Origin of the sequence: Streptosporangium brasiliense (assembly GCF_030811595.1) — a bacterium.
GTDB lineage: Bacteria > Actinomycetota > Actinomycetes > Streptosporangiales > Streptosporangiaceae > Streptosporangium > Streptosporangium brasiliense.
Genome location: NZ_JAUSRB010000001.1, coordinates 1,754,639 through 1,776,968, shown reverse-complemented (window position 1 = coordinate 1,776,968; position 22,330 = coordinate 1,754,639). Strand labels below are relative to the sequence as shown.

The 22,330-nt window shown below is 73.5% G+C and carries 23 protein-coding genes; 14 read left to right on the top strand and 9 right to left on the bottom strand.

Annotated elements, in window-relative coordinates:
• The first annotated feature begins 42 nt into the window (after positions 1–42).
• Complete coding sequence (locus tag J2S55_RS07855; protein ID WP_306858359.1) at positions 43–612, top strand: copper chaperone PCu(A)C; 570 nt, start codon at positions 43–45, stop codon at positions 610–612.
• A 28-nt stretch (positions 613–640) separates the two neighbouring features.
• A complete protein-coding gene (locus J2S55_RS07850; protein ID WP_306858358.1) occupies positions 641–1,864 on the top strand; it encodes a Dyp-type peroxidase in 1,224 nt (407 codons plus the stop codon).
• A gap of 162 nt (positions 1,865–2,026) precedes the next feature.
• Here the strand turns inward: J2S55_RS07850 and J2S55_RS07845 are convergent, their stop codons facing one another.
• The 5 genes from J2S55_RS07845 to J2S55_RS07825 all read right to left on the bottom strand — a co-directional run bounded on the left by J2S55_RS07845 (position 2,027) and on the right by J2S55_RS07825 (position 5,988).
• Positions 2,027–2,221 carry a hypothetical protein gene (locus J2S55_RS07845; protein ID WP_306858357.1) on the bottom strand — a complete coding sequence of 65 codons (195 nt, stop codon included), beginning with the start codon at positions 2,219–2,221 and terminating at the stop codon, positions 2,027–2,029.
• A gap of 1 nt (position 2,222) precedes the next feature.
• Positions 2,223–2,984, bottom strand: a complete 762-nt coding sequence (locus J2S55_RS07840; protein ID WP_306858355.1) for a glycerophosphodiester phosphodiesterase — start codon at positions 2,982–2,984, stop codon at positions 2,223–2,225.
• Between the two features lie 407 nt (positions 2,985–3,391).
• Positions 3,392–4,324, bottom strand: coding sequence for a phosphotransferase (locus J2S55_RS07835; RefSeq protein WP_306858353.1), 933 nt, complete (start codon positions 4,322–4,324; stop codon positions 3,392–3,394).
• Between the two features lie 201 nt (positions 4,325–4,525).
• Positions 4,526–5,422 (bottom strand): SDR family oxidoreductase, encoded by an 897-nt coding sequence (locus tag J2S55_RS07830; RefSeq protein ID WP_306858352.1) that lies wholly within the window; start codon positions 5,420–5,422, stop codon positions 4,526–4,528.
• Positions 5,419–5,988 (bottom strand): TetR family transcriptional regulator, encoded by a 570-nt coding sequence (locus J2S55_RS07825; protein ID WP_306858350.1) that lies wholly within the window; start codon positions 5,986–5,988, stop codon positions 5,419–5,421. Before J2S55_RS07825 ends, J2S55_RS07830 begins: the two co-directional genes overlap by 4 nt.
• A gap of 244 nt (positions 5,989–6,232) precedes the next feature.
• Between J2S55_RS07825 and J2S55_RS07820 the strand changes: the two genes are divergently transcribed.
• Positions 6,233–6,427, top strand: a complete 195-nt coding sequence (locus J2S55_RS07820) for a CsbD family protein (RefSeq protein WP_306858349.1) — start codon at positions 6,233–6,235, stop codon at positions 6,425–6,427.
• 145 nt (positions 6,428–6,572) lie between these two features.
• On the opposite strand, the gene J2S55_RS07815 is transcribed toward J2S55_RS07820, so the two are convergent.
• The gene (locus J2S55_RS07815) at positions 6,573–6,962 is read right to left on the bottom strand and encodes a hypothetical protein (RefSeq protein WP_306858348.1); all 390 of its coding nucleotides are present in this window, start codon (positions 6,960–6,962) and stop codon (positions 6,573–6,575) included.
• A gap of 96 nt (positions 6,963–7,058) precedes the next feature.
• On the opposite strand from J2S55_RS07815, the gene J2S55_RS07810 reads away from it, so the two are divergent.
• From J2S55_RS07810 to J2S55_RS07800, 3 genes are read left to right on the top strand one after another with little or no spacing between them, the layout of a single operon-like run.
• Complete coding sequence (locus J2S55_RS07810; protein WP_306858347.1) at positions 7,059–7,424, top strand: hypothetical protein; 366 nt, start codon at positions 7,059–7,061, stop codon at positions 7,422–7,424.
• Between the two features lie 3 nt (positions 7,425–7,427).
• A complete protein-coding gene (locus tag J2S55_RS07805; RefSeq protein WP_306858345.1) occupies positions 7,428–7,835 on the top strand; it encodes a hypothetical protein in 408 nt (135 codons plus the stop codon).
• Positions 7,836–7,882: 47 nt separating this feature from the next.
• Positions 7,883–8,143, top strand: a complete 261-nt coding sequence (locus J2S55_RS07800) for a hypothetical protein (RefSeq protein ID WP_306858343.1) — start codon at positions 7,883–7,885, stop codon at positions 8,141–8,143.
• A 14-nt stretch (positions 8,144–8,157) separates the two neighbouring features.
• Here the strand turns inward: J2S55_RS07800 and J2S55_RS07795 are convergent, their stop codons facing one another.
• Positions 8,158–9,327 carry an ROK family transcriptional regulator gene (locus J2S55_RS07795; RefSeq protein ID WP_306858342.1) on the bottom strand — a complete coding sequence of 390 codons (1,170 nt, stop codon included), beginning with the start codon at positions 9,325–9,327 and terminating at the stop codon, positions 8,158–8,160.
• A gap of 145 nt (positions 9,328–9,472) precedes the next feature.
• Here J2S55_RS07795 and zwf point away from each other — a divergent pair, with 145 nt between their 5' ends.
• From zwf to eda, 4 genes are all read left to right on the top strand, one after another.
• Complete coding sequence (gene zwf, locus J2S55_RS07790) at positions 9,473–10,948, top strand: glucose-6-phosphate dehydrogenase (RefSeq protein ID WP_306858340.1); 1,476 nt, start codon at positions 9,473–9,475, stop codon at positions 10,946–10,948.
• Positions 10,949–11,016: 68 nt separating this feature from the next.
• Positions 11,017–12,897, top strand: coding sequence for a phosphogluconate dehydratase (edd, locus tag J2S55_RS07785; RefSeq protein ID WP_306858339.1), 1,881 nt, complete (start codon positions 11,017–11,019; stop codon positions 12,895–12,897).
• 58 nt (positions 12,898–12,955) lie between these two features.
• Positions 12,956–13,912, top strand: a complete 957-nt coding sequence (glk, locus tag J2S55_RS07780) for a glucokinase (RefSeq protein WP_306858338.1) — start codon at positions 12,956–12,958, stop codon at positions 13,910–13,912.
• Positions 13,909–14,520, top strand: coding sequence for a bifunctional 4-hydroxy-2-oxoglutarate aldolase/2-dehydro-3-deoxy-phosphogluconate aldolase (gene eda / locus J2S55_RS07775; protein WP_306858336.1), 612 nt, complete (start codon positions 13,909–13,911; stop codon positions 14,518–14,520). Before glk ends, eda begins: the two co-directional genes overlap by 4 nt.
• Before the next feature lie 272 nt (positions 14,521–14,792).
• On the opposite strand, the gene J2S55_RS07770 is transcribed toward eda, so the two are convergent.
• Entirely contained in the window at positions 14,793–15,773 is a 981-nt protein-coding gene (locus J2S55_RS07770) for a GlxA family transcriptional regulator (protein ID WP_306858334.1), read from the bottom strand.
• A 114-nt stretch (positions 15,774–15,887) separates the two neighbouring features.
• Between J2S55_RS07770 and J2S55_RS07765 the strand changes: the two genes are divergently transcribed.
• Positions 15,888–16,823, top strand: coding sequence for an NADP-dependent oxidoreductase (locus J2S55_RS07765; RefSeq protein ID WP_306858332.1), 936 nt, complete (start codon positions 15,888–15,890; stop codon positions 16,821–16,823).
• 20 nt (positions 16,824–16,843) lie between these two features.
• Here J2S55_RS07765 and J2S55_RS07760 read toward each other — a convergent pair whose 3' ends face one another.
• On the bottom strand, positions 16,844–18,265 hold the full coding sequence (locus tag J2S55_RS07760) for a helix-turn-helix domain-containing protein (RefSeq protein ID WP_306858584.1): 1,422 nt from the start codon (positions 18,263–18,265) through the stop codon (positions 16,844–16,846).
• 92 nt (positions 18,266–18,357) lie between these two features.
• On the opposite strand from J2S55_RS07760, the gene J2S55_RS07755 reads away from it, so the two are divergent.
• Genes J2S55_RS07755 through J2S55_RS07745 form a run of 3 tightly spaced genes read left to right on the top strand, consistent with a single transcriptional unit; the run spans position 18,358 to position 22,311 of the window.
• On the top strand, positions 18,358–19,446 hold the full coding sequence (locus J2S55_RS07755; protein WP_306858331.1) for an S-methyl thiohydantoin desulfurase family protein: 1,089 nt from the start codon (positions 18,358–18,360) through the stop codon (positions 19,444–19,446).
• Positions 19,443–20,969, top strand: a complete 1,527-nt coding sequence (locus J2S55_RS07750; RefSeq protein WP_306858330.1) for a hydantoinase/oxoprolinase N-terminal domain-containing protein — start codon at positions 19,443–19,445, stop codon at positions 20,967–20,969. The genes J2S55_RS07755 and J2S55_RS07750 overlap by 4 nt, the downstream gene beginning before the upstream one ends.
• A gap of 22 nt (positions 20,970–20,991) precedes the next feature.
• Complete coding sequence (locus J2S55_RS07745) at positions 20,992–22,311, top strand: purine-cytosine permease family protein (protein WP_306858329.1); 1,320 nt, start codon at positions 20,992–20,994, stop codon at positions 22,309–22,311.
• Positions 22,312–22,330: the final 19 nt, after the last annotated feature.

Sequence of the window (22,330 nt, the reverse complement as noted above, 5' to 3'; positions counted from 1 at the left end):
GCACCGCTCCGGCCGCGGCGCCGTACGTCGAAAGGCTTTCTCATGATCGTTCGTCGTGTTCTCTCCGCCGGCCTCCTCGCCGCTCTCGCCGCCGCGTCGGTGAGCGCCTGCGGCGCCCAGTCCACCGGGCAGCCCGCCGAGCGGGCGGCCGCGCCCGCCGCGAGCCCGGCCGCCACCGGCGCCGCCGCCGAGGCCGCCCCGCCCCTGGCGATCACCGACCCGTGGGTGAAGACCGCCAAGAAGGGGATGAGCGCCGCCTTCGGCACCCTCGTCAACAACACCGACGCCGAGGTGACCGTCGTCTCCGTGACCTCGCCGCTGTCGCCGAAGGTCGAGCTGCACGAGGTGGTCGACTCCAAGGGAAAGATGGTCATGCGGCCCAAGGAGGGCGGGTTCGTGATCCCCGCGCGGGGCACGCACCAGCTCCAGCCGGGCGGTGACCACATCATGCTGATGGGCGTCACCGAAGAGGTGAAGCCCGGCGCGCAGATCCCCTTCACCCTCACCCTCAAGGGCGGCGAGACCCTGAAGTTCACCGCGGTCGGCAAGGACTTCGCCGGCGGCAAGGAGGACTACCAGCCCGACATGGACATGGGCAAGGACCACGGCTGACGGACGCAGAGCAAACGGACACAGGATCATGCGAGACCCCCAGTTGACTCGCAGGGGCCTGCTCGCCGGGGGCGCCGCCGCAGCGGCCGGCGCCCTCGCGGCGTGCGCCCCCGAGCAGGCCGTCTCCCCCGGCCGGGCCGCCGCGGCGGCCCTCCCGCAGGCGGCCCCGGCCGTCATCGGCTCGGCGGTGGAGTCCTTCCACGGCGCCCACCAGGCCGGGATCGCCACCGCCCCCCAGGCCCACGCCGCGTTCGTCGGCCTGGACCTGCTGCCCGGCACCGGCCGCGAGGCCGTCGTGCGGATGATGCACCTGCTCACCGACGACGCCCGCCGCCTGACCCAGGGCCGGCCCGCCCTGGCCGACACCGAGCCGGAGCTGGCCTCCGCCCCCTCCCGGCTGACCGTCACCTTCGGCTTCGGCCCCGGCCTGTTCACCGCGGCCGGAGTGGAGGAGCGGCGGCCGGAGTCGGTGGCGCCCCTGCCGGAGTTCGTGATCGACAAGCTGGACAAGCGGTGGACCGGCGCGGACCTGCTGCTGCAGATCTGCGCCGACGACCCGGTCACCCTCGCCCACGCCCTGCGCATGACGGTCAAGGACGCCCGTTCCTTCGCCCGGGTGCGCTGGACCCAGCGGGGCTTCCGGCGCGGCCCGCAGACCCTGGCCCCCGGCACGACCCAGCGCAACCTCATGGGCCAGCTCGACGGGACCGTCAACCCCCAGCCGGGCACGCCCGACTTCGACCGGGCCGTGTGGGTCAGCCAGGGCCCCGAGTGGCTGCGCGGCGGCACCACACTGGTGCTGCGGCGCATCCGCATGGAGCTGGAGACCTGGGACGCCGCCGACCGGGTGGCCAAGGAGTTCACCATCGGCCGCCGCCTGGACACCGGCGCCCCGCTCACCGGGCGCGCCGAGCGCGACGAGCCGGACTTCGCCCGGCTCAACGCCCTCGGCTTCCCCGTCATCTCCGAGTACGCCCACATCCGCCGCGCCCACGTCACCGACCCCGGCATGCGGATCCTGCGCCGGGTCTACAACTACGACGCGGGCCTCACCCCCGAGGGACACGCCGACTCCGGACTGCTGTTCGCCTCCTACCAGGCCGACATCAACCGGCAGTTCCTCCCCGTCCAGAAGCGCCTGGCCGAGGCCGACCTGCTCAACGAGTGGACGACCCCCATCGGCTCGGCCGTCTTCGCCATCCCACCGGGCTGCTCCGCCGACGGCTGGATAGGAGAGAGCCTCCTGTCCTGACCCGTCACCGCGCCGGCCCGCCGTACTGATCCGCATCCGCCGCGGGCCGCGCTCCGGGCCCCCATGTCTCCGAAGCCCGGAGCGCGGCCGGGACGCCGCGACGGGAGCCGCTCCACACCGGACCGTCCGGGGCGGAGATCTCCGGCACGCGGTGGAGCGTGCCTACCCGTCGAGCTGGGCGATCCGGGCCTTCTCCAGGCTTCCGGCGAGTTCCTTGACGGCCTGTTCGGCGCCCGATCCCTGTTCGCCGCGGGAGACCAGGACCCCCTGCTCCAGGTGCTCGCGCACGTTCTCGGTGAAGAGCCGGCCGGATCGGGCGTCGATCGCCGGGCCCTCGCGCGTGCCCCCATGGGGCACGTCACGGCAGGCAGGTCTCGTGGGCCCACTCCAGGTAGGCGGGCGTCTCGTCGGTGATGACGCGGTCGACTCCGTAGTCCGCCAGGCGCCGCCACGCATCCTCGTCGTTGGGCGTCCAGGCGTAGACGGCCACGCCGTACTTCAGGTATTCGCGGGCCAGCGCGGAGGTGAGGCTGTCGTGCCTGACCCCGACATAGGAGAACTTCCGGGCGAGCGAGAGCCGCGGCGCGGTGTTCGACAGCAGGCCCTTGCGGGCGGGCACGGACTTGACCGCCTCCATGGCCGCCGTGGAGAACGACATCAGGCTCGCCCATCCGTAGGCGTCGGAGCGACGGTAGGCGCCCTGCAGCGAGCGCAGGTCCCGGGCGTCGGGGACCTCCTTGAGCTCGACCAGCAGCTCCTCGACGCCTCCCCGGAGCAGCTCCAGGGTCTCCGACAGCGTCGGCGGGCGCTGGCCGTCGGCGGTGCGGAGCTCGCGGAACTGCGCCAGCGTCATGTCGGCGACCCGGCCCGTGCCCGTGGTGGTCCGGTCGACCAGGTCGTCGTGCATCAGCACCGGATGATGGTCCCTGGTGAACCGCACGTCGAGCTCGATGCTCGGCGAGCCCTCGTCGAGCGCCTGCTCGAAGGCCCCGAGCGTGTTCTCCACGGTCCCGTCCCAGTAGCCGCGGTGGGAGACCAGACCGGGCACCGAGCACACCGACGCGCCCGGCCGGGCGTGGCCGTGCGCCGCCTGCGCCCCGCCCAGCGCCAGAACCGACACCAGCAGGACCTTCGCGGCCGCCCCCGCACCCGCCCTCCGCCGCCTCCACCGCGCCGGGATCCGCGCCGCCCCGCCGCTGCGCGATCCGCGTATTCGGACCCATCCCCGACGGCCGGTCTCCGGTCCCCGCACGCCGCTCACCCGAGGTCTGACAGGGCCGCGATCCGCTTTCCGAGCATGGCATCCCCTTCGATCCACGTCGCACCCACCGGGTCCGGAGCCACCGGACGGCCGGGCTCCGACCCTCGATCCGCAATACTTACGTAAAGTATCTCTCCAGTTACTTAGAGTACAAACACCTGGAGTGACGGATCAAGCACCCTGCGCATGGATCGGATCCGGCCGGGCGCCGCTCCCGGCGCTCGCCGGAACGCCGACGGCTCGCCGCCCGCCGTACCGCCTCTCACCTACTCGCCGCCGGGGCCCCATCGGGTTCCGCCGTCGAGCCGGGCGCGGAGCGTGCCCAGCGCCTCGTCGACCAGCTCGGGCTCGTCGATCTCCAGGCCGTGCACGACGTCCAGCGCTGGCTCGGCCAGCGCCCAGAAGTCGAGCTTGCCCACCAGCCGCCGGCTGTACGGCAGGTCCCGGTGGGCCTGCACCCGGCAGACGAACTCCGGTCCAGCCTCGGCCCACAGGTAGGACAGGTCGTAGTCGGGGTCGGCGATCGCGGTGTCGCCGAAGTCGATGAGCCCGGTGATCTCCTCCCCGGTGACCAGCAGGTGGTCCAGGCTCATGTCGCCGTGGGTCAGCGTGGGCCGGTAGGCGAAGTTGGCGTCGTCCTCCAGGTAGCCCTCCCAGGCCACGAGCAGCGCCCGGCCCTCCATCGTCTCCAGCCGGGGCAGCACCTCCTGGCGGATCGGGTCCAGGTCGTCGGCGAAGTCCTCCCGCAGGTCCCACACCGGCACGCCGAGGTCCTCGGCCGTCTCCACCGGGAAGGCGTGGACGGCGTCGAGCGCCGCGGCGACCTGCCCCACCGGACCCGGACGGTCGACCAGCCCGCGCGCGTGCCACTGCTCCGGGGCGAGCACCTCGCCGGGGACCAGGCGGTATCCGCAGAAGGAGCCGGGCCCGAGCGGGTTGGGCGCGGTGAACAGGAACCGGGGAATGGCCAGGTCGAGCGCGAGCTCGGGGAGCAGCCGGGCCTCCCGCTCGACGCTCTCGGCCCCGTCGGCGTTCTTCGGCAGCCGCAGGACGATCTGCCCGTCCAGGAGCAGCGTCACGTTGTCCAGCCCGGCCCCGAGAGGCCGGAGCGAGGCGTTCCCCACCTCGGGCAGCACACCGCTGAGCGCGTCGCGGACCTTCGGCTCCCAGCCGTCCGGCAACGAGACCTTTCTGATCATTGGTCCACGGTAGCCGACAGGGCATCGGTAGTGATCGCCTATGGCGATGCCCGCTCTCCGCAGGGCCATGACATTCCGCCGTACCGGGCGGCCTGCGTGACGGCCTCACCGGCCCGTGCGCGGTCAGGCCGGGAGGGTGGGGAGTCCCCGCCGGACGAGGTCCCAGACCTGCTCGGCGCTCCGCGCCGGCGGCACGCGTGACTACCGGTAGTCCTGCGGGTCGCCCGCCGTGCCGCGCCGGGAGTCGGCGAAGTAGCGGCCCCAGTCGGGGCGGGAGCCGTCGGCGTCGGTGAAGCCGTACTCCTTGACCAGCTCCCAGGTGGCCAGCGACCTGCCGTTCCAGCGGTGCACGTCGGGGTCGGCGGCCAGGGCGGCGACCGCGCGGCCCAGGTAGGCGGGGGTCTCCGACATGGCGAAGTAGGGGTCCTTGGCGACCCCGTCGCGCCAGGTGGCCTCGGTCACCCCGAAGTGGTCGAGCATCGCCTCCGAGCGGAGGAAGCCCGGGGTGAGGGCGAGTGCCGTCACGCCGTGCGGCTTCAGGTCGGCGGCCTGCGCCTGGGCGATCCGGATCACGCTGGACTTGACCAGGTCGTAGAAGAAGGTTCCCCGGTAGCCGTGGTCGGCCAGCCCGTCGGTGACCTCCACGACCAGACCCCGGCCCCGGGCGACCATCAGCGGCAGCGCGTGCCAGCTGGTGATGATGTGGGTGTGCACGGCCTGGCGCTGCAGCCGCAGGCCGTCCTGGAGCGGCTGCTCCCACAGGGGCCTGTCCCACACGGTCAGCGGGTCGCCGCCCCAGACGTTGTTGACCAGGACGTCCAGGCGGCCGTCCTGCTCGGCGCCGATCCTGGCGACCAGGTCGCGCACCTGCTCCTCCGCGAGGTGGTCGACCTGTACGGCGATGCCGCGCCCGCCGGCCGCGGTCACCAGCTCCGCGGTCTCCTCGATGGTCTCGGGCCGGTTCATCGGCGACCGGGAGGTCGCGGTCGTGCGGCCGGTGACGTAGACGGTCGCGCCGGCGGCGCCGAGCTGGACCGCGATCCCCCGTCCGCCGCCCCGGGTCGCTCCGGCCACCAGGGCCACCTGTCCACCACTCACTGTTCCTCCTTGATGACGCGGTAGGGGTCGAGCAAGGTCCGCAGGTCCCGGCGGAGCGCCTCGGCGAGCGGCCCCGACCGGTCCATCGCCCAGGCGAGCTGGGTGCCGTTGCGGATGGAGTCGGCGGCCGCGGCGAGCGCGCCGAGATCGGCGGTGCCCGCCAGGTGGCCGCTCGCCACGGCGGCCTCCAGGTAGCCGTGCAGCTCGGCCCGGACACCGCGGATGTGCTCGCCCAGGAGCGCGCGGAACTCCTCGTCGGCCAGCTCCAGGTGGAGGAAGGCCAGGTTGTTGGCGAACTCCGCCGGCTCCGCCTCATGGCCGACGCTGCGCACCACCGCCCGGATCAGCCCCTCGACGGGGTCCGGGGCGGACTCGAACGCCGCGCGCATCGGCCGCACGGAAGAATCCCGGGACAGCTCCCACCGGACGAACCCGAGCAGCAGGCCGCGCTTGCTGCCGTAGCGCTGGACGAGCGCCCCCGTCGACACCCCGGCGGCCCTGGCCACGTCCGCCAGCGTCAGCCGGGCCGGCCCGGCGCTCCCCACGGCCGCCGCGACCGCGGCCATGATGTCCTCTTCCCTGATCGTGCGAGGTCTCCCCGCCACGTCCCACCCCAATTAGATAATGACTGTTCATTATTTATATCAGGAGTGGCGGGGCCGCGGACACGCCGCCCGGCGACCGCCCGCCCCCACGGGCCCGTACGGCGGGGCGGCCGCTGCTTGCACCGGACATGTTTATCCGGCGCCGCCTCGGAAAGTAGGTATCACTGCGTGGAGGGAAACTTCACTTAAGGGGAGGAATCGCACCATGGGTGCCGACGACAAGATCTCCAACAAGGCCGAAGAGATCGGCGGCAAGATCAAGGAGGGCGCCGGCCGCGCCACCGGTGACGAGCGCCTGGAGGCCGAAGGCAGGGCCGACCAGTCCGAGAGCCACCTCAAGCAGGCGGGGGAGAAGGCGAAGGAGGGCATGAAGAAGGTCAAGGACGCTTTCAAGAGCTGAATCCCAGCGCTCCTTCGGCGGAGACCCCGGCTTCCGGGGCCTCCGCCGCGCGCTTTCCGGAGCTCCCGCGCTCTCCGGAGGCTCCCGTGCTCCGCCGGAGGCTCCGAGGCGGCCCCTGGGCGCGGGGACCGCGCCCAGGGGCCGGTCAGGAGGCCGGGCCAACTTCGGGCTCGGGGGCGCGTCCGCCGGACTTCTCGCCGGCGCCGACGGCCGGGCCGGGCTCCTCGCCGCCGCCCGGGGGACGGCGGGCGTCGTCGGGATCGGCCAGGAGCGGGCGCTCGGGGAAGGAGGTGTCGGCCCCCGACCTCTCCGCCACGACCCGGCTCTCACCGTCGATGCCCCGCGGAGCCGCAGGCGCCGGATCCCCGCCCCCGTCGCCTTCCGCGGGCGCGGGACCCTCGCCGCCCATCCGCCCCGCCTCCGCGGTCACGGAGTTCTCGTCGTCCACACGCGTGTCCGCGGACACGGCGCTCTCCTGCGGGGGGACGCCTCCGGCCGCCTTCTCACTCACTTCCACTTCGTGGTCATCGGTCATGCCACCCCCTCTCCCCGACAAAAGCCTAAATATGCCGCCCACCTGGCATGGAGCCGTGCAGCCGGGTACGGGACCTCTGGAGAAAGGAGCAGCACCATGACGGTGACGCGATTTCAGGATCTGCCTCTCGCCGACCGGGATCGGCACTGGGACGGCGACGCGGCCGACAAACACGTCCGCAAGTGGGCGGGGGCCGAGGAGGAGCCCGGTGCGAAATACCGTGACGCGCACGTCTGGTACGACGGCGACAACGCTGACAACTTCGAGAGCTACAAGCTGCCGATCGCCGATGTGGTCGACGGCGAGCTCAAGGCGGTGCCGCGTGCCGTCATGGCCGCCGCTGCGGTCGTGCAGGGCGCGCGGGGCGGGGTCGACGTGCCGGAGGAGGACATCGGCCGGATCAAGTCCCACCTGGCCAAGTACTACGCCAAGATGGGCGAGACCGCTCCGTGGGAGCGCTGAGCGGTGCCGCGTTTCGACTTCGCGATCGAGCCGGCGTGGCGGGCGCCCCTCCGGCTGCTCGGCGTGACCCCGGAGCGGGCCTCCGTCCTTGTCGAGAACGGCACGCTCACGGTCCGTTTCGGGCACTGGCTGCTGCGCACGCCGGTGTCCAATATCGCCGACGCCACTCTGACCGGCCCCTACTCGATGTGGAAGGTCATCGGACCGCACCTTTCGCTGGCCGACCGGGGGGTGACCTTCGGGACCAACCCCAGGCGCGGCGTCTGCGTCCGCTTCCACACCCCGGTCCCCGCGCTCCTGCCCGGCGGCCTGCTGCCCCATCCCGGTGCAACTCTCACCGTCTCCGATCCCGAAGGACTCATGGAGGCACTGAGAGTGCACCAGGCACATGACGGACCACAAGAGACATGACAAGGAGGCATCCGGGTACAGGGTGCGTCTGATCGAAGGAGAGGACAATGACGTTCGAAGGACAGCCGGAGGAGACATCCGCGACCGGTAAGCCCATGGTCCGCGCGACGCCGCGGGATGTGGTCCACATCCGCATGGGATCGTTCGCCCTGATAGCGATCATCGCCATCGGCGTGCTCGGTCTTGTGGCCGGCCTCAAGTGGCTGACGGTCGCCATGGCCGTGCTGGCGGTGATCGCGATCGTCGACATCGCCCTTGCGGTCCACCGCCAGTCACGGAGACCGGGCACCACCACGGAAGCGGGCTGAGCCACCGGCGCGGGTCAGGAGACGGAGTCGACGGCCTCGGGCGAGAGGATGTGGTCGAGGACCATGTGGGCGCAGCCGACGATGCCCGCGCCGGGGCCGAGACGGCTGCGTTCGATCCGCAGGTTGCGGGTGGACAGGGCGGTCGAGCGGCGGTGGACGACCTCGCGCACGCCGGACACCATGGGCTGGAAGGTCTCGGCCACGTCGCCGCCGAGGACGACCACGGCGGGGTTGAGCAGGTTGACCGCGCTGGCCACGACCTCGCCCAGCATCCGGGCGGCGTTGCGGACCACGGTCATGGTCTCGGCGTCGCCCGCCCGCACCAGGCCCACCACGTCGGCCAGGGTCTCCACCTGGTGCCCGCGGGCGCGCAGGTCGCGCAGGATCGCGGTGCCGCTGGCCACCGAGTCGACGCAGTCGATGTTGCCGCAGCGGCACAGCACTCCCCCGCCGTCGCGGACCGGGATGTGCCCGATCTCCCCGGCCGCGCCCAGCGCGCCGCGCAGGATCTCGCCGCCCGCGATGACGCCGGAGCCGATCCGGGTGGAGACCTTGATGAACAGCAGGTCGTCGGCCTCGCCCGCGTAGACCGCGCGGTGCTCGCCGATCGCGATGACGTTGACGTCGTTGTCGAGGAAGACGGGGGCGGGGAAGCGCTCGGCGATGATGGGCGGGATGGCGACGCCGGTCCAGCTCGCCATGATGCGGGCGCTCTCGGTGCGGCCCGCCGCGAACTCGACCGTGGCGGGGACGCCCAGGCCGACGCCGCGCAGCTGGGAGATCGGCCGGTCGCCGAGCAGCTTGGCCCAGGTGTCCATGACCAGGGGGAGGACGACGTCCGGGCCCTCCTCCACGTCGACGGCCAGGCCCTCGCGCTCCAGCTCGCGGCCGGCGAGGTCGCAGACGGCGATCTGCGCGCGGCTCGCGCCCAGGGAGGCGACCAGCACGACGCCGCCGGAGGCGTTGAAGGCCAGGCGGGTGGGGGGCCGGCCCCCGGTGGAAGGGCCCTCGCTGTCCTCCACGACGAGGCCCCGCTCCAGCAGCTCGGTGACGCGCAGGGAGACGGCGGGCCGGGACAGACCGGTCACGCGCCCTATGTCCGCGCGCGTAACAGCCTCACCAGTGCGGATGAGGCGGAGCACCTCACCGCTGGTGGCGAGCGCGGCAGCCGGACGTCGAGGCATCGGCCAAGTGAATCACACCCACTTAGGAAATGAAAACTTCGACCTTTCTCATCTCGAATTACAAAACTCCGCTTGTGTGGAGCGCAAGATGTGGCTAGTGTCCGATCTATCCCCAATTTCGGTAGATCACTACGGAGCACCCCCCATGTCAGAGAACCCGCAATCCGCCGACCTGATCGTCTTCGGCGGCACAGGTGACCTCTCCATGCGGAAGCTGCTCCCCGCCCTCTACCACTGCGACCGCGACGGACGCCTCTCCCCCGAGACCCGCATCATCGCGATGTCCCGCGGCGGGCTCGACGACGCCGACTTCCGCGGCAAGGTGGACGCCGAGGTACGGGGCTCGGTGCCGGTGGACGACCTGGAGACCTGGCAGCGCTTCCTCGGCCGCCTGCACCACGTCTCCATCGACATCGGCGGCGAGGACACGACCGGCTGGGCGAAGCTCACCGGCCTGCTCGCCGGGCACGAGCAGCGGGACCGGGTGTTCTACCTGGCCAGCCCGCCCATGACGTTCGGCCCGTTCTGCCGGGAGCTGCACCGGGCCGGGCTGGTCACCCCCGCCTCGCGGGTGGTGCTGGAGAAGCCGCTCGGCCGCGACCTGGCCAGCGCGCAGCGCATCAACGACGAGGTCGGCGCCATCTTCGACGAGCGGCAGATCTACCGCATCGACCACTACCTGGGCAAGGAGACGGTCCAGAACCTGCTCGTCCTCCGGTTCGCCAACGCGTTCCTGGAGCCGATCTGGAACTCCCTGTGGATCGACCACGTCCAGATCACCGCCGCCGAGACCGTGGGCACGCCGGGCCGCCGCGGCTACTACGACCACGCGGGCGCGCTGCGCGACATGGTCCAGAACCACCTGCTCCAGCTGCTCTGCCTGGTCGCGATGGAGCCGCCGGCGCGCAACGACCGCGAGTCCATCCGCGACGAGAAGGTCAAGGTCCTGGAGTCGCTGCGGCCGATCACCGGTGGCGAGGTGGACCGTTTCACCGTCCGCGGCCAGTACACCGCGGGAGAGTCCGGCGGCGTGCCGGTCCCCGGCTACCTCGACGAGCCCGACAACACCGCGCCCACCGACGCCTCCCGCCAGGTGGAGACCTTCGCCGCGATCCGCGCCGAGGTCAAGAACTGGCGCTGGGCGGGCGTGCCGTTCTACCTGCGCACCGGCAAGCGCATGCCGTACCGGTGCTCGGAGATCGTGGTGCAGTTCAAGGACGTGCCCCACTCGATCTTCCCGGGCAGCGCGCCCAACCGGCTGGTGCTCCGGCTGCAGCCGAGCGAGGGCATCAGGCTGCACCTGATGGCCAAGGAGCCGGGCGCGGGCGAGGTGGCGCTCAAGCCGGTCCCGCTCAGCCTGAGCTTCGCCGAGACCTTCACCAACCGGGTGCCCGAGGCCTACGAGCGGCTGCTCATGGACGTCCTCACCGGCAACCCGACCCTGTTCATGCGGCGCGACGAGGTGGAGGCCGCCTGGCGCTTCATCGACCCGATCCTGCGGGAGTGGGAGTCGTGGGGCACCCCGCCCGAGCCGTACCCGGCGGGCTCCCCGGGCCCCGCCGGAGCCCACGAGCTCGTCCTGCGCAGCGGCCGCTTCTGGCACGAGGAGGACCCCGCATGAGCGCCCACGAGGCCCGGACGGCCCCAGCAGGACACGCAGACCGACCCGACAACGACGGAGGAGGCCGGATGAACCCCGTCATCCAGGAGATCACCGACCGCCTGATCGAACGTAGCCGCGCCAGCCGTACCGCCTACCTGGCACGGCTCGACGCCGAGGCCGAGGAGGCCCGCCGGCGCGGACCGGCCCGGGCCGGCCTGGGCTGCGCCAACCTGGCCCACGGCTTCGCGGCCGCGGGCCAGGCCGACAAGCTCGACCTGCGCTCCAACGTCAAGCCCGGCGTGGCGATCGTGTCGAGCTACAACGACATGCTGTCGGCGCACCAGCCGTACGAGACCTACCCGGCGACGCTCAAGGCGGCCGTCCGCAAGGCCGGCGGCGTCGCGCAGTTCGCCGGCGGCGTGCCCGCCATGTGCGACGGCATCACGCAGGGCCGCGCGGGCATGGAGCTGTCGCTCTACAGCCGCGAGGTCATCGCGATGGCCACCGCGATCGCGCTCTCGCACGACATGTTCGACGCCTCGCTCATGCTCGGCGTCTGCGACAAGATCGTGCCGGGCCTGCTGATCGGCGCGCTGCACTTCGGCCACCTGCCGGCGGTGTTCGTGCCGGCCGGGCCGATGACCTCCGGCCTGCCCAACAAGGTCAAGGCCCGCACCCGGCAGCTGTTCGCCGAGGGCAAGGTCGGCAAGGGAGAGCTGCTCGACGCCGAGTCGAAGTCCTACCACTCCCCCGGCACCTGCACCTTCTACGGCACCGCCAACTCCAACCAGGTCATGATCGAGGTCATGGGCCTGCACCTGCCCGGCTCGACCTTCGTCAACCCGCGCACCGAGCTGCGCGAGGCCCTGACGGAGGCGGCGGGCAGGCGGGCGGTGGAGCTGACCGCGCACGGCGACGAGTACACCCCCGTGGGCCGGGTCGTCGACGAGAAGGCGGTCGTCAACGCCTGCGTGGCGCTGCTGGCCACCGGCGGCTCGACCAACCACACCATGCACATCGTCGCCATCGCCGCGGCGGCCGGCATCAACCTGCTCTGGGACGACCTGGCCGCGCTGTCGAAGGTGGTGCCGCTGCTCACCCGCATGTACCCCAACGGGCAGGCGGACGTGAACCACTTCCAGGCCGCGGGCGGCATGCAGGTGCTCATCGGCGACCTGCTGGACGCCGGGCTGCTCCACCGCGACGTGCTGACGGTCGCCGGGCACGGGCTGGACCACTACCGCTCGTCCGTCGAGCTCAAGGACGGCGAGCTGGTCTGGGAGGAGCGCACCGGCGGCAGCACCGACCTGGACGTGCTCCGTCCCGTCTCGGACGCCTTCTCCCCCGACGGCGGCATCCACATGCTCAACGGCAACCTGGGCTGCGCGGTCAGCAAGGTCTCCGCGGTCAAGGACGAGCACCTGGTCATCGAGGCCCCGGCGAAGGTCTTCGACGACCAGCTGGAGCTGCTGCGCGCCTTCGAGGCGGGTGAGCTGGACGGGCAGGACTTCGTGGCGGTCATCCGCTACCAGGGTCCGAGCGCGAACGGCATGCCGGAGCTGCACAAGCTCACCCCGCCGCTGTCGGTGCTGCTGGACCGGGGTCAGCGGGTGGCGATCGTCACCGACGGCCGCATGTCCGGCGCGTCGGGCAAGGTCCCCGCCGCCATCCACCTGTCGCCCGAGGCCGCCCACGGCGGCCCGATCGCGCTGGTCTGCGACGGTGACCCGATCCGCCTCGACTCCACCGCGGGCACCCTGGAGCTGCTGGTCCCGGCCGAGGAGCTGGCCGCCCGCACCCCACAGGGGGCGCCGCTCACCGACGCCCAGTGGGTGGGCACCGGCCGCGAGCTGTTCGCCGCCTTCCGCCGTACGGCGGGCCCCGCCGAGCGCGGTGCCGGGATCTTCGCCCTGAACGGCGAGGCGGAGGCCGTCGCCCGCGCCGCCGCGGACGGGGTCCCGGCGTGAGCGGGCGGCACGGCGGGCGCGCCCTCTCGCACACGGACGCGGCGGAGAAGGAGGCCCGGTGAGCCTTCCCTGGCTCGTCGCCGACATCGGCGGCACCAACGCCCGGTTCGCGCTGGTCACCGAGCCCGGCGGGCAGCCGGAGGCGGTGGCCGTACTGGCCGGAGCGGATCACGACGGGCTCCCCGAAGCCGTAGCCGCCTATCTCGCAGAACATGCGGGCGGAGTTCAGCCGGGAGCGGCCTGCATCGCGATCGCGGGTCCGGTGGAGGGCGACCGCTACCGGCTCACCAACGCCGGCTGGTCCGGTTCGGTGCTCGATCTGGGGATCCCCCACGTCGAGCTGCTCAACGACTTCGAGGCCCTGGCGGCGTCGCTGCCGCACCTGGAGGGTGACGACCTGGTCTCCCTTGGCGGCCCCGAGCCCTCGCGCGGGGTCAAGGCCGTGCTGGGCCCGGGGACGGGCCTCGGCGTGGGCGGCCTGGTGCCCGCGGCCGAGGGCTGGGTGCCGGTCCCCGGCGAGGGCGGGCACGTCACCGTGCCGGTCCTGGACGAGCGTGACCACGCGATCGTCCAGGCGCTGCGCGCCGAGGGGCTGACCCACGTGGTGGCCGAGCACCTGCTGTCGGGGCCGGGACTGACCCGGCTGCACCACGGTCTCGCGCTGGTGAACGGCGTGGACGCGCCGCGGCTGTCCGCCTCGGACATCGTGGCCCGGCTGGACGACTCGCTGTGCGCCGAGACCATCGAGGTCTTCTGCGGGATGCTCGGCACCTTCGCCGGGAACGTCGCGCTGACCCTGGGCGCCCGTGGCGGCGTCTATCTGGGCGGCGGTGTGCTGCCCCGTATCGTGGAGCGGGTCCGCGCCAGCGACTTCCGCCGCCGGTTCGAGGCCACCCCGACCCTGACCGACTATCTGTCCGCCATCGCCACGACCCTGATCGTGGCCCCCCAGCCCGCGCTGGTCGGCGCGGCGGCCTGGTTGAACCAGCGCCTGTCGAACATGGAGTATGTATGAGTCTGCTGGACATCGCCCCGGTCGTCCCGGTCGTCGTGATCGACGACCTGGAGGCCGCGGTGCCCATGGCGCGCGCCCTGGTGGCGGGCGGTCTGCCGGTGATCGAGGTGACCCTCCGCACGGCCGACGCCCTGCAAGCCATCGAGCGGATCGCCGCCGAGGTGCCCGACGCGGTGATCGGCGCCGGGACCATCCGTACCCCGGCCGACGTGGCGGCCTCCGTGGCGGCCGGCGCCGGGTTCCTGGTCAGCCCGGGCAGCACGCCGAAGCTGGTGGACGCCATGGAGGCGAGCGGCGTGCCGTTCCTGCCCGGTGTGGCGACCGCGTCGGAGGTCATGGCCCTGGCCGAGCGCGGGCTGACGGAGATGAAGTTCTTCCCGGCCGAGGCCGCCGGTGGCCTGCCGTACCTGAAGTCGCTCGGCGGTCCGCTGCCCGACGTGCGGTTCTGCCCGACGGGCGGGATCAAGCTCTCGACGGCCCCCGGCTACCTGGCGCTGCCCAACGTCGGCTGCGTGGGCGGAAGCTGGCTCACCCCCGCCGACGCGCTGGCCACCGGTGACTACGCGCGGATCGAGAAGCTGGCCGCCGAGGCGGCCGCGCTCCGCTAGACCGCTGGACCGCTGGACCGCGCTCCACCGGCGCGGCCCGGCCGGGGCGCGCTCCATCGGGGCCCCTCGGCACGGGCACGCCCGGCCTGGGCCGCGCCCGCCGGGTGCGCCCGGCCTCTCGAACTCGCAGGCGGACCGCCTCCTCCCTAGGTCCGCGTGCGCCATGAGTCACCGTGACCCGGTGTGACGCTCATGGGACCCGGCCCATGGCCGCCTTACCCGGCGCCATGGGCCTTCCCCGTCCTCGGCCTTCCGTCCGGTCGGCGCCGCGCTCACCGGTGCGTGGCCGGCGCGTGGTCGCCGGCGCGGAACGTGTGGCGGTAGGCCATGGGCGACACGCCGATCGTGGCGGTCAGGTGCTGGCGCAGCGAGGCGGCGGTCCCGAAGCCCGCCTCGGCGGCGATGCGGTCCACCGGCAGGTCCGTGGTCTCCAGCAGGCGGCGCGCGTGCTCGACGCGCTGCCGGGCCAGCCACTGGCCGGGGGTCATCCCCACCTCGTCGCGGAAGCGCCGGGAGAAGGTGCGGACGCTCATCCGCGCGTGGCCGGCCAGCTCGGACAGCGAGAGCGGCCGGTCGAGCCGCTCGAGCGCCCACACGCGGGTCGCGGAGGTGGTGGCCGCCGACGGCTCGGGCACCGGCCGCTCGATGAACTGCGCCTGACCGCCCTCACGCCAGGGCGGCACGACGCAGCGGCGGGCCACCCAGTTGGCGACCTCGCTGCCGTGGTCACGGCGCACGATGTGCATGCACAGGTCGATGCCGGCGGCGACCCCCGCCGCGGTGAGCACATCGCCGTCGTCGACGAACAGCACGTCCGGATCGAGTTTGACCCGCGGGAACGTCCGCTGGAAGTGGCCGGCGTCGTTCCAGTGCGTGGTCGCCGGGCGGCCGTCGAGCAGGCCCGCGGCGGCGAGGACGTATGAGGCGGTGCAGATCGACACGATGCGGGTGCCCCGCCGAAGGCGGGTGAACGCCTCGGCCAGCGGCTCGGGGAGCCGGTCCCTGGGTTCCACCGGACCGCAGACGAACGGGGGGATCACCAGGGTGTCCGCCGTATCGAAAGCCTCGACCCCGTGCTCCACGGCGACGGTGAAGTCGGCGTCGGTTCTCACCGGGCCTCCGTCGAGACTGCAGGTGATCACCTCGTAGAGCGGCTCGCCGTCCTTCCCGACCGCGGTGCCGAAGATCCGGACCGGGATGCTCAGCTCGAACGGATAGACACCCTCAAGGGCCAGTACGACAACGCGATGCATGGCCAGATTCTTTCACATATTGGCTATCTGGCCACTCGTAGGGGCCGGCCGGCTGCGGCAACGTTGGCCGTACGCCGCACCAGGCGATCACCCGAGAGCAAAGGAACAACGACTATGCGCGCCATCGGCCAGGACTCGCTCGGCGGACCCGAGGTGTTGAAGGTGGTGGAGGTGGACCGCCCGGAGCCCGGGATCTCGGAGGTGCTCATCCGGGTCCACGCGGCCGGGGTGAACCCGACCGACCGGTGGCACCGGGCCACCGGGGGGCTGCTGGGCGGCTCGCCGGTCAGGCTGGGATGGGACGTGTCCGGCGTGGTCGAGGCCGTCGGACTCGGCGTGAGCGTGTTCAAGCCCGGCGACGAGGTGTTCGGCATGCCGCGCCTGCCGCAGGCGGCGGGCACCTACGCGGAGTACGTGACCTCCCCGGCGCGGCACCTGGCCCGCAAGCCGGCCGGCCTCTCCCACGTGGAGGCCGCCGCGCTGCCGCTGGCCGCGCTCACCGCCTGGCAGTCGCTGGTGGACACCGCCGACGTACGGCCCGGCCAGCGCGTGCTGGTCCACGCCGCGGCGGGCGGCGTCGGCCACCTGGCCGTCCAGATCGCCAAGGCACGCGGCGCGTACGTCGTCGGCACCGCCCGCTCGGCCAAGCACGCCTTCGTCCGCGCCCTCGGGGCCGACGAGGTCATCGACTACACGCAGGTCGATTTCGCCTCGGCGGTCGGCGACATCGACATCGTGATCGACACCATCGGAGGCGACTACGGGCCGCGCTCGCTGCGGACCCTGCGCGGCGGCGGCATCGTCGTGTCGCTCGCCTCACCGGCTGAGGCGTATCTGGCGTCCGAGGCGGACAAGCTCGGCCTGCGGGCCGGGTTCACGATCGTCGAGCCCGACCACGCGGGGATGAAGGCGATCGCGGCGCTCGTCGAGGCGGGGCAGCTGCGCGCCGAGATCGACACGGTCCTGCCGCTCGAACAGGCGGCCAAGGCCCACGAGATCGGCGAGAGCGGCCGGACGGCCGGAAAGATCGTCCTCACCGTCGCCGGCTGAGGGTCCGCCGCCGGCCACACTCAGATCCGGGCCGCCCGGCAGGCGAGCTGCAGGGCCAGACGCTGCTGGGGATCGCCGAGATCGGTGTGGAGGAGGTCCTCGATGCGCCGGATCCGCTGGCTCACGGCGTTGCGGTGCAGGTGGAGCTCCTCGGCGACCCGGGCGGGCGAGCCCTGGTGGTCGAGGTAGGACTGCAGGGTCCGCACCAGCGGCTCGGCCCGCTTGGGCCCGAGGGCCAGCAGCGGGGCGAGGAGCTCCTGCACGGCCTGGCGGGCGGCGTCGGAGGAATACCACTCCACGAGCATGCGGTCGAGCCCCGCCACGTCGTGCGCGGTGACCGGCGAGGCGGCGGCCGGGTTGCGGAGCAGCGCCGTACGGGCTTCGAGGGCCGAGGCGCGCAGGCCGAGCGGGCCGCGGTGCGCGCCGCTGACCCCGCAGCGCAGACCCGCGCCGGGGAAGCGGTCACCGAGCCGGGACAGCAGCCATCCGGCGTCGGCGACGGCGGCCCGCAGGCCGTCCCTGCCCGGGTCGAGCTGCTGGGTGCGGATGACGATCAGCGCGTCGTCGGCGCGGGCCAGGTGCCAGTCGGGTCCGCCCGCCGAGCGCAGCAGGCGCGCCGCGACGGGTCCCACCGCGTCGAGCACGGCGTAACGGTCCGTACCGGCCAGCGCGGTGGGCTCCACGCGGAGCGCGATGTGCCAGGAGTCGACGGCGAGCCCGAGGGCGCGGGCGCGGGTGGCGAGCCGGAACGCCTGCTCCTCGGGGGCGATCAGCAGCTCGGTGAGCAGTTGCGAGCGCGAGCGCACGGGGTGGTCGTCGGACTGGCCGCCGGAGGCGGCGAGAGCGGCGACGCCGAGGACCAGCCGGACGGCGCGGGCGAGATGGCCCTGCGGCGAGGCGGAGCCGGTGGGCGGGGCGTCCGGCGGGTCCGCCGGGAGGTCCGCCGAGAAGACCGCGCCGTCGGTGCGGACCGGGACGCCGAGGGCCTGGGAGGCCGCCTCGGCGATCCGGTCGGGGTCGCCGCCCGCGCGCAGGACGGCCGAGGTCGCCGCCTCGGCCCGGGCCAGCGCGTCCGCCGCCGGGCCGGACAGGGCCCGTTCGGCCGCCACCGCCAGCTCGGCGAGATCTCCGGTGAAGGCGAGCAGCGCGAGTGCGCCCCGCTCGGCCAGGGCCGTCGCGGTGGCGGGGAGCGGGGCGTCGAAGGAGGTGAGCACCAGGGCCGCGGCCGACGCCGCGGCGGCGTCGCGGATGGCGACGTCCAGGCGGTAGCCGGCCGCCTGCCGGGTGGCGGCGCCGGTCAGCACGATCATGGATCCGGGCGGCTGGCGGACCAGGTCGCGCAGGTCCTCCGCCAGCCGGACGTGGACGACCCGCCGGGCGGCGAGCGGGCCGGCCAGATGCCGCAGGCCGTCGAGGCCGGGTGCGCCCAGCAGGCGGTCCATCACCTTCCCAGTGTGCCAGGGTCACATTTACCCGGCCAACCGTGTTCTCCCAGCACAGGGAGCATGCGGGAGGCCGTCCATAGCCTTTCGGTGTGGACATCGACATCGAACTGCTCCCCGCGTACGCGCGCGGCTGCGCCGTCCTGGGTTCGGGCGGCGGCGGATCGGTGTCGATGATGCGCGCGGTGGCCCAGCAGGCCCTGGAGGAGCACGGCCCGGTCCGCGTCGTCCAGCCGGAGGAGCTGGACGGCGACGCCCTCGTCATGCCCTGCGGCAGCGCGGGCACCTCCGCGGTGCAGGTCGAGCGGATCGGCGGCAGAGGCGAACCCGCCTACCTGCGCGACAAGGTCGAGAAGCTGCACGGCTCCCGCGTCGCGGCGCTGATGCCGAGCGAGATCGGCGGCGCCAACGGATGCGTCGCCGTGGCCTGGGCGGCCTACCTCGGGCTGCCGCTGGTCGACGCCGACGGCATGGGGCGGGCCTTCCCCCGGATGGACCAGACCGCGATGGAGCTGCACGGCATCAGCCCCACGCCCGCCGTGCTCTGCGACGAGCGCGGCCGGACCGTTGTGATCGACAACGTCGACGGCCGCTGGCTGGAGCGCCTGGTGCGGGTCTCGCTGGAGGCGTTCGGCGGACAGGTGGCCTCCAGCGAGTACGTGCTGCGCGCCGGCCAGGTCCGGGCCGCCACCGTCACCGGCTCGGTCACCCGCGCGGCCGAGATCGGCCGGCGCCTGCCGGTTCCCCTGCTCACCGGGAAGGTCGCCGAGGTGGAGGGCGGCTCGATCCTCGTCGAGGGGCTGGGCCCGGACGCCGGACGGCTCGTCCGGATCGAGGCGCAGAGCGAATACCTGGCGGTCTTCGAGGACGGCGACCCGCTGGCCGCCGTCCCGGACGTCATCGCGCTGCTGGACACCAGGAGCGGCGACGCCGTCCAGGTCGAGCAGCTCCGGTACGGCCTGCGGGTGGGCGTCGTGCATCTGGAGTGCGACCCCGTCTGGCGGACTCCCGCCGGACTCCGGCTCGGCGGCCCCGAGGCCTTCGGGCTCCGCGGGCTCCCGGAGCTCCCCCGGCCTCGCGGGACGTCCGAGCCCGCCGCCTCCCCCCTGCCGCCGGCCCCGGCCGTCCCCTCCGGACCGTCCGGGACGGCGCGGCGTTCCGCGCCGGAGGTGGGGAGATGAACATCGGCGTGGACGTGGGGCCCACCAACACCGACGCCGCCGCGCTGGACGACGCCGGGGCCGTGCTGGCCACGGTCAAGGTGGGCTCGGTCCACGGCGACCCGGTGGCCGGCGTGGTCGCGGCGCTCGCGGCGCTCGGCTCCACCGGGCGCCTCCCGGCCGCGCCGGTCACGCGTGTCCCCCCGGCCGCCCGGCGCGTCCCCCGCACGCTCACGCACATCCGCTCCGGACACTCCGGCCGCGTCCCCCTCGCGCCCGGCGGCGCCGGGGCCGTCCGGGTCGCCGTCGGGCTGCGCGGGGCCGCCACCGCGGTCGCCGAGCGCGCCGGGCTCTGCCGGGTCGCCGCGCTGCGCATCGGCGGCCCCTCCGCGCAGGCCGTGCGGCCGTTCTTCGGCTGGCCCGCCGACCTGCTGGAGGCGGTCGAGGCGGGCGCGGGGATCGTCGACGGCGGCGGCGGCCTGGGCCCCGAGCACCGGACCCCGCTGGACCGCGAGGCGGTCGCCCGGTTCGCGGGCCGGGTGGCGGGGCGGGCCGAGGCCGTGGCCGTGACCGGCGTGTTCTCCCCCATCGACGGGGACCAGGAACGCGAGGCCGCGGAGATCCTCCGCGCCGAGCTCGGGCCGGTGCCGGTCTCCCTCTCGGCCGACCTGGGCTCCCTGGGGCTGATCGAGCGGGAGAACGCGACGATCCTGGACGCGGCGCTCTCCCGGTTCGCCCAGGACACCGCCGAGCGGCTGGCCCTCGCCCTCCCCGGTGCGGCCGTCTTCGTGACCCGGGGGGACGGCACGCTGATGAGCCTGGAGTATCTGGCCCGCCATCCCGGCCTCAGCCTGGGCAGCGGGCCGGCGAGCACGCTGCGCGGCGCGGGCGTGCTGACCGGGCTGCGGGACGCGGTGGTCGCCGACGTGGGCGCGGGCCGCATCCGGGTCGGGGCGCTGGCCGGGGGTTTCCCCGAGGAGACCACGCGGGGCGCCGACATAGGCGGGGTGCCCGTGGGCTTCCGCATCCCCGAACTGATCCGGGTGCCCCGCGCCCCGGCCGGTGACCGCGCCCCCGGGCCCTCCGACCGCGTCCCGGCGGCCCCCCACCGTGGCCGCGCCCCCGACCCCTTCGGGGAGGACGGGACCCTCACGGAGCTGGCCGAGGCGGTGGACCGGCTGCAGCCGGGCCTGGACCGGCTGCCGGTGGTCATGGTGGGCGGCGGGGCGCCGGCCGTACCGGACGGGGCGCTGGGAGTCCCGGACGTCCGGCGGCCCGAGCACGGCCGGACCGCCGGGGCGATCGGCGCGGCGACCAGCCCGGTCGGCGGGCAGTACGAGCGGATCGTCCGCCTGGAGGGACGGGCCCCGCTCCCCGAGGCGCTCGACGCCGTCGTGGAGGAGGCGCGGGCGCACGCGGTGCGCGCCGGGGCCGATCCCCGGCACGTCGAGATCGTCGAGACCGACGCCTCCCCGCTGCCCTACCTGCCCGGCCCGTTCCTCAGGCTCCGTGCCCGGGCGGCCGGTCCCCCCTCACAGCTCTGAACCCCCCTGAAAGGCCTTCGCAATGATCGATGAGGACTACCCGCTGGAGCGGGTCCCGCAACAAGCCCGTTACTCCTGGTTCAACGTGGCCGTACAGCGCTTCGGCCAGCTGTCGGACCTGACGCAGTTCCTGCTCGGCGCGACGCTGGGCGCGGGGCTGTCGTTCTGGGGGGCGTTCTGGGCCTTCACGCTGGGGTCGGTGATCCTGGAGGTCGTCTGCATCTTCGTCGGCGTCGCCGGGATGCGCGAGGGCCTGTCCACCTCCGTGCTGGCCCGCTGGACCGGGTTCGGCCGGTACGGCTCCACGCTGATCGGTGTGATCATCACGCTGAGCCTGTTCGGCTGGTTCGGCGTACAGACCGCGGTCTTCGCGGCGGGCCTGCACGCCATCATGAGCGGCGTCCCCCTGTGGGCCTGGTCGCTCATCGCCGGGCTCGGGGTGACCGCCCTGGTCCTCAAGGGGTTCAGGGCGATGGGCTGGACGGCCTTCGTCACCGTGCCCGCCTTCCTCGGGCTGGCCGGCTGGGCCATGTGGGTGGAGGTCTCCCGGCACAGCCTGGGCGAGCTGGTCTCCTCCGCGCCGTTCGGCGAGCCGATCACGATCGCCACCGGCGCGACGATCGTCGCCGGTTCCTACATCGTCGGCGCGGTCACCACCCCGGACATGACCCGCTTCAACCGCAGCACCGGTGACGTGGTCAAGCAGACGCTGGTCGGCATCTCCCTCGGCGAGTACGTGCTCGGCCTGGCCGGGGTGCTGCTCGCCTACGCCGTCAAGACCTCCGACATCGTCGCGATCATCACCGCCTCCTCGGGCATCGTCGGCGTCGTCATCCTGGTCTCGGCCACCGTGAAGATCAACAACTGGAACCTCTACTCGGCGGCGCTCGGCCTGATGAACGCCGTGGAGTCCACGGTCGGCGTGCGGCTCAACCGGGTCGCCGTCACCCTCGGCATCGGCCTGCTGGGCAGCGTCGCCGCCGCGGCCGGGATCCTGGACGCCTTCGCCGGCTTCCTGTTCGTCCTCGGCGTCGTCACCCCGCCGATCGCCGGGATCATGGTCGCCGAGTATTTCGTGGTCAAGCGCTGGCGGCCCGTCCTGGACACCTCCCGGGAGCTCGGGCGGCTGCCCGAGACCGAGCCCGCCTGGGTGCCCGCCACCCTCGTGATCTGGGGGGCCGCGGCCCTGGTCGGCTGGCTGAGCGACATCTACGGGTGGATCGGCATCCCCGCCCTCAACTCCCTCGTCCTGGCCGGGCTCGGCTACGTCGCCGCCGGAAGGCTCGGCCTGGTCCGGGGGACACGGGAACTCCCCGTCGAACAGCCCGCCGTACACGCCTGAAAGCCATCGGGAAGAAGAG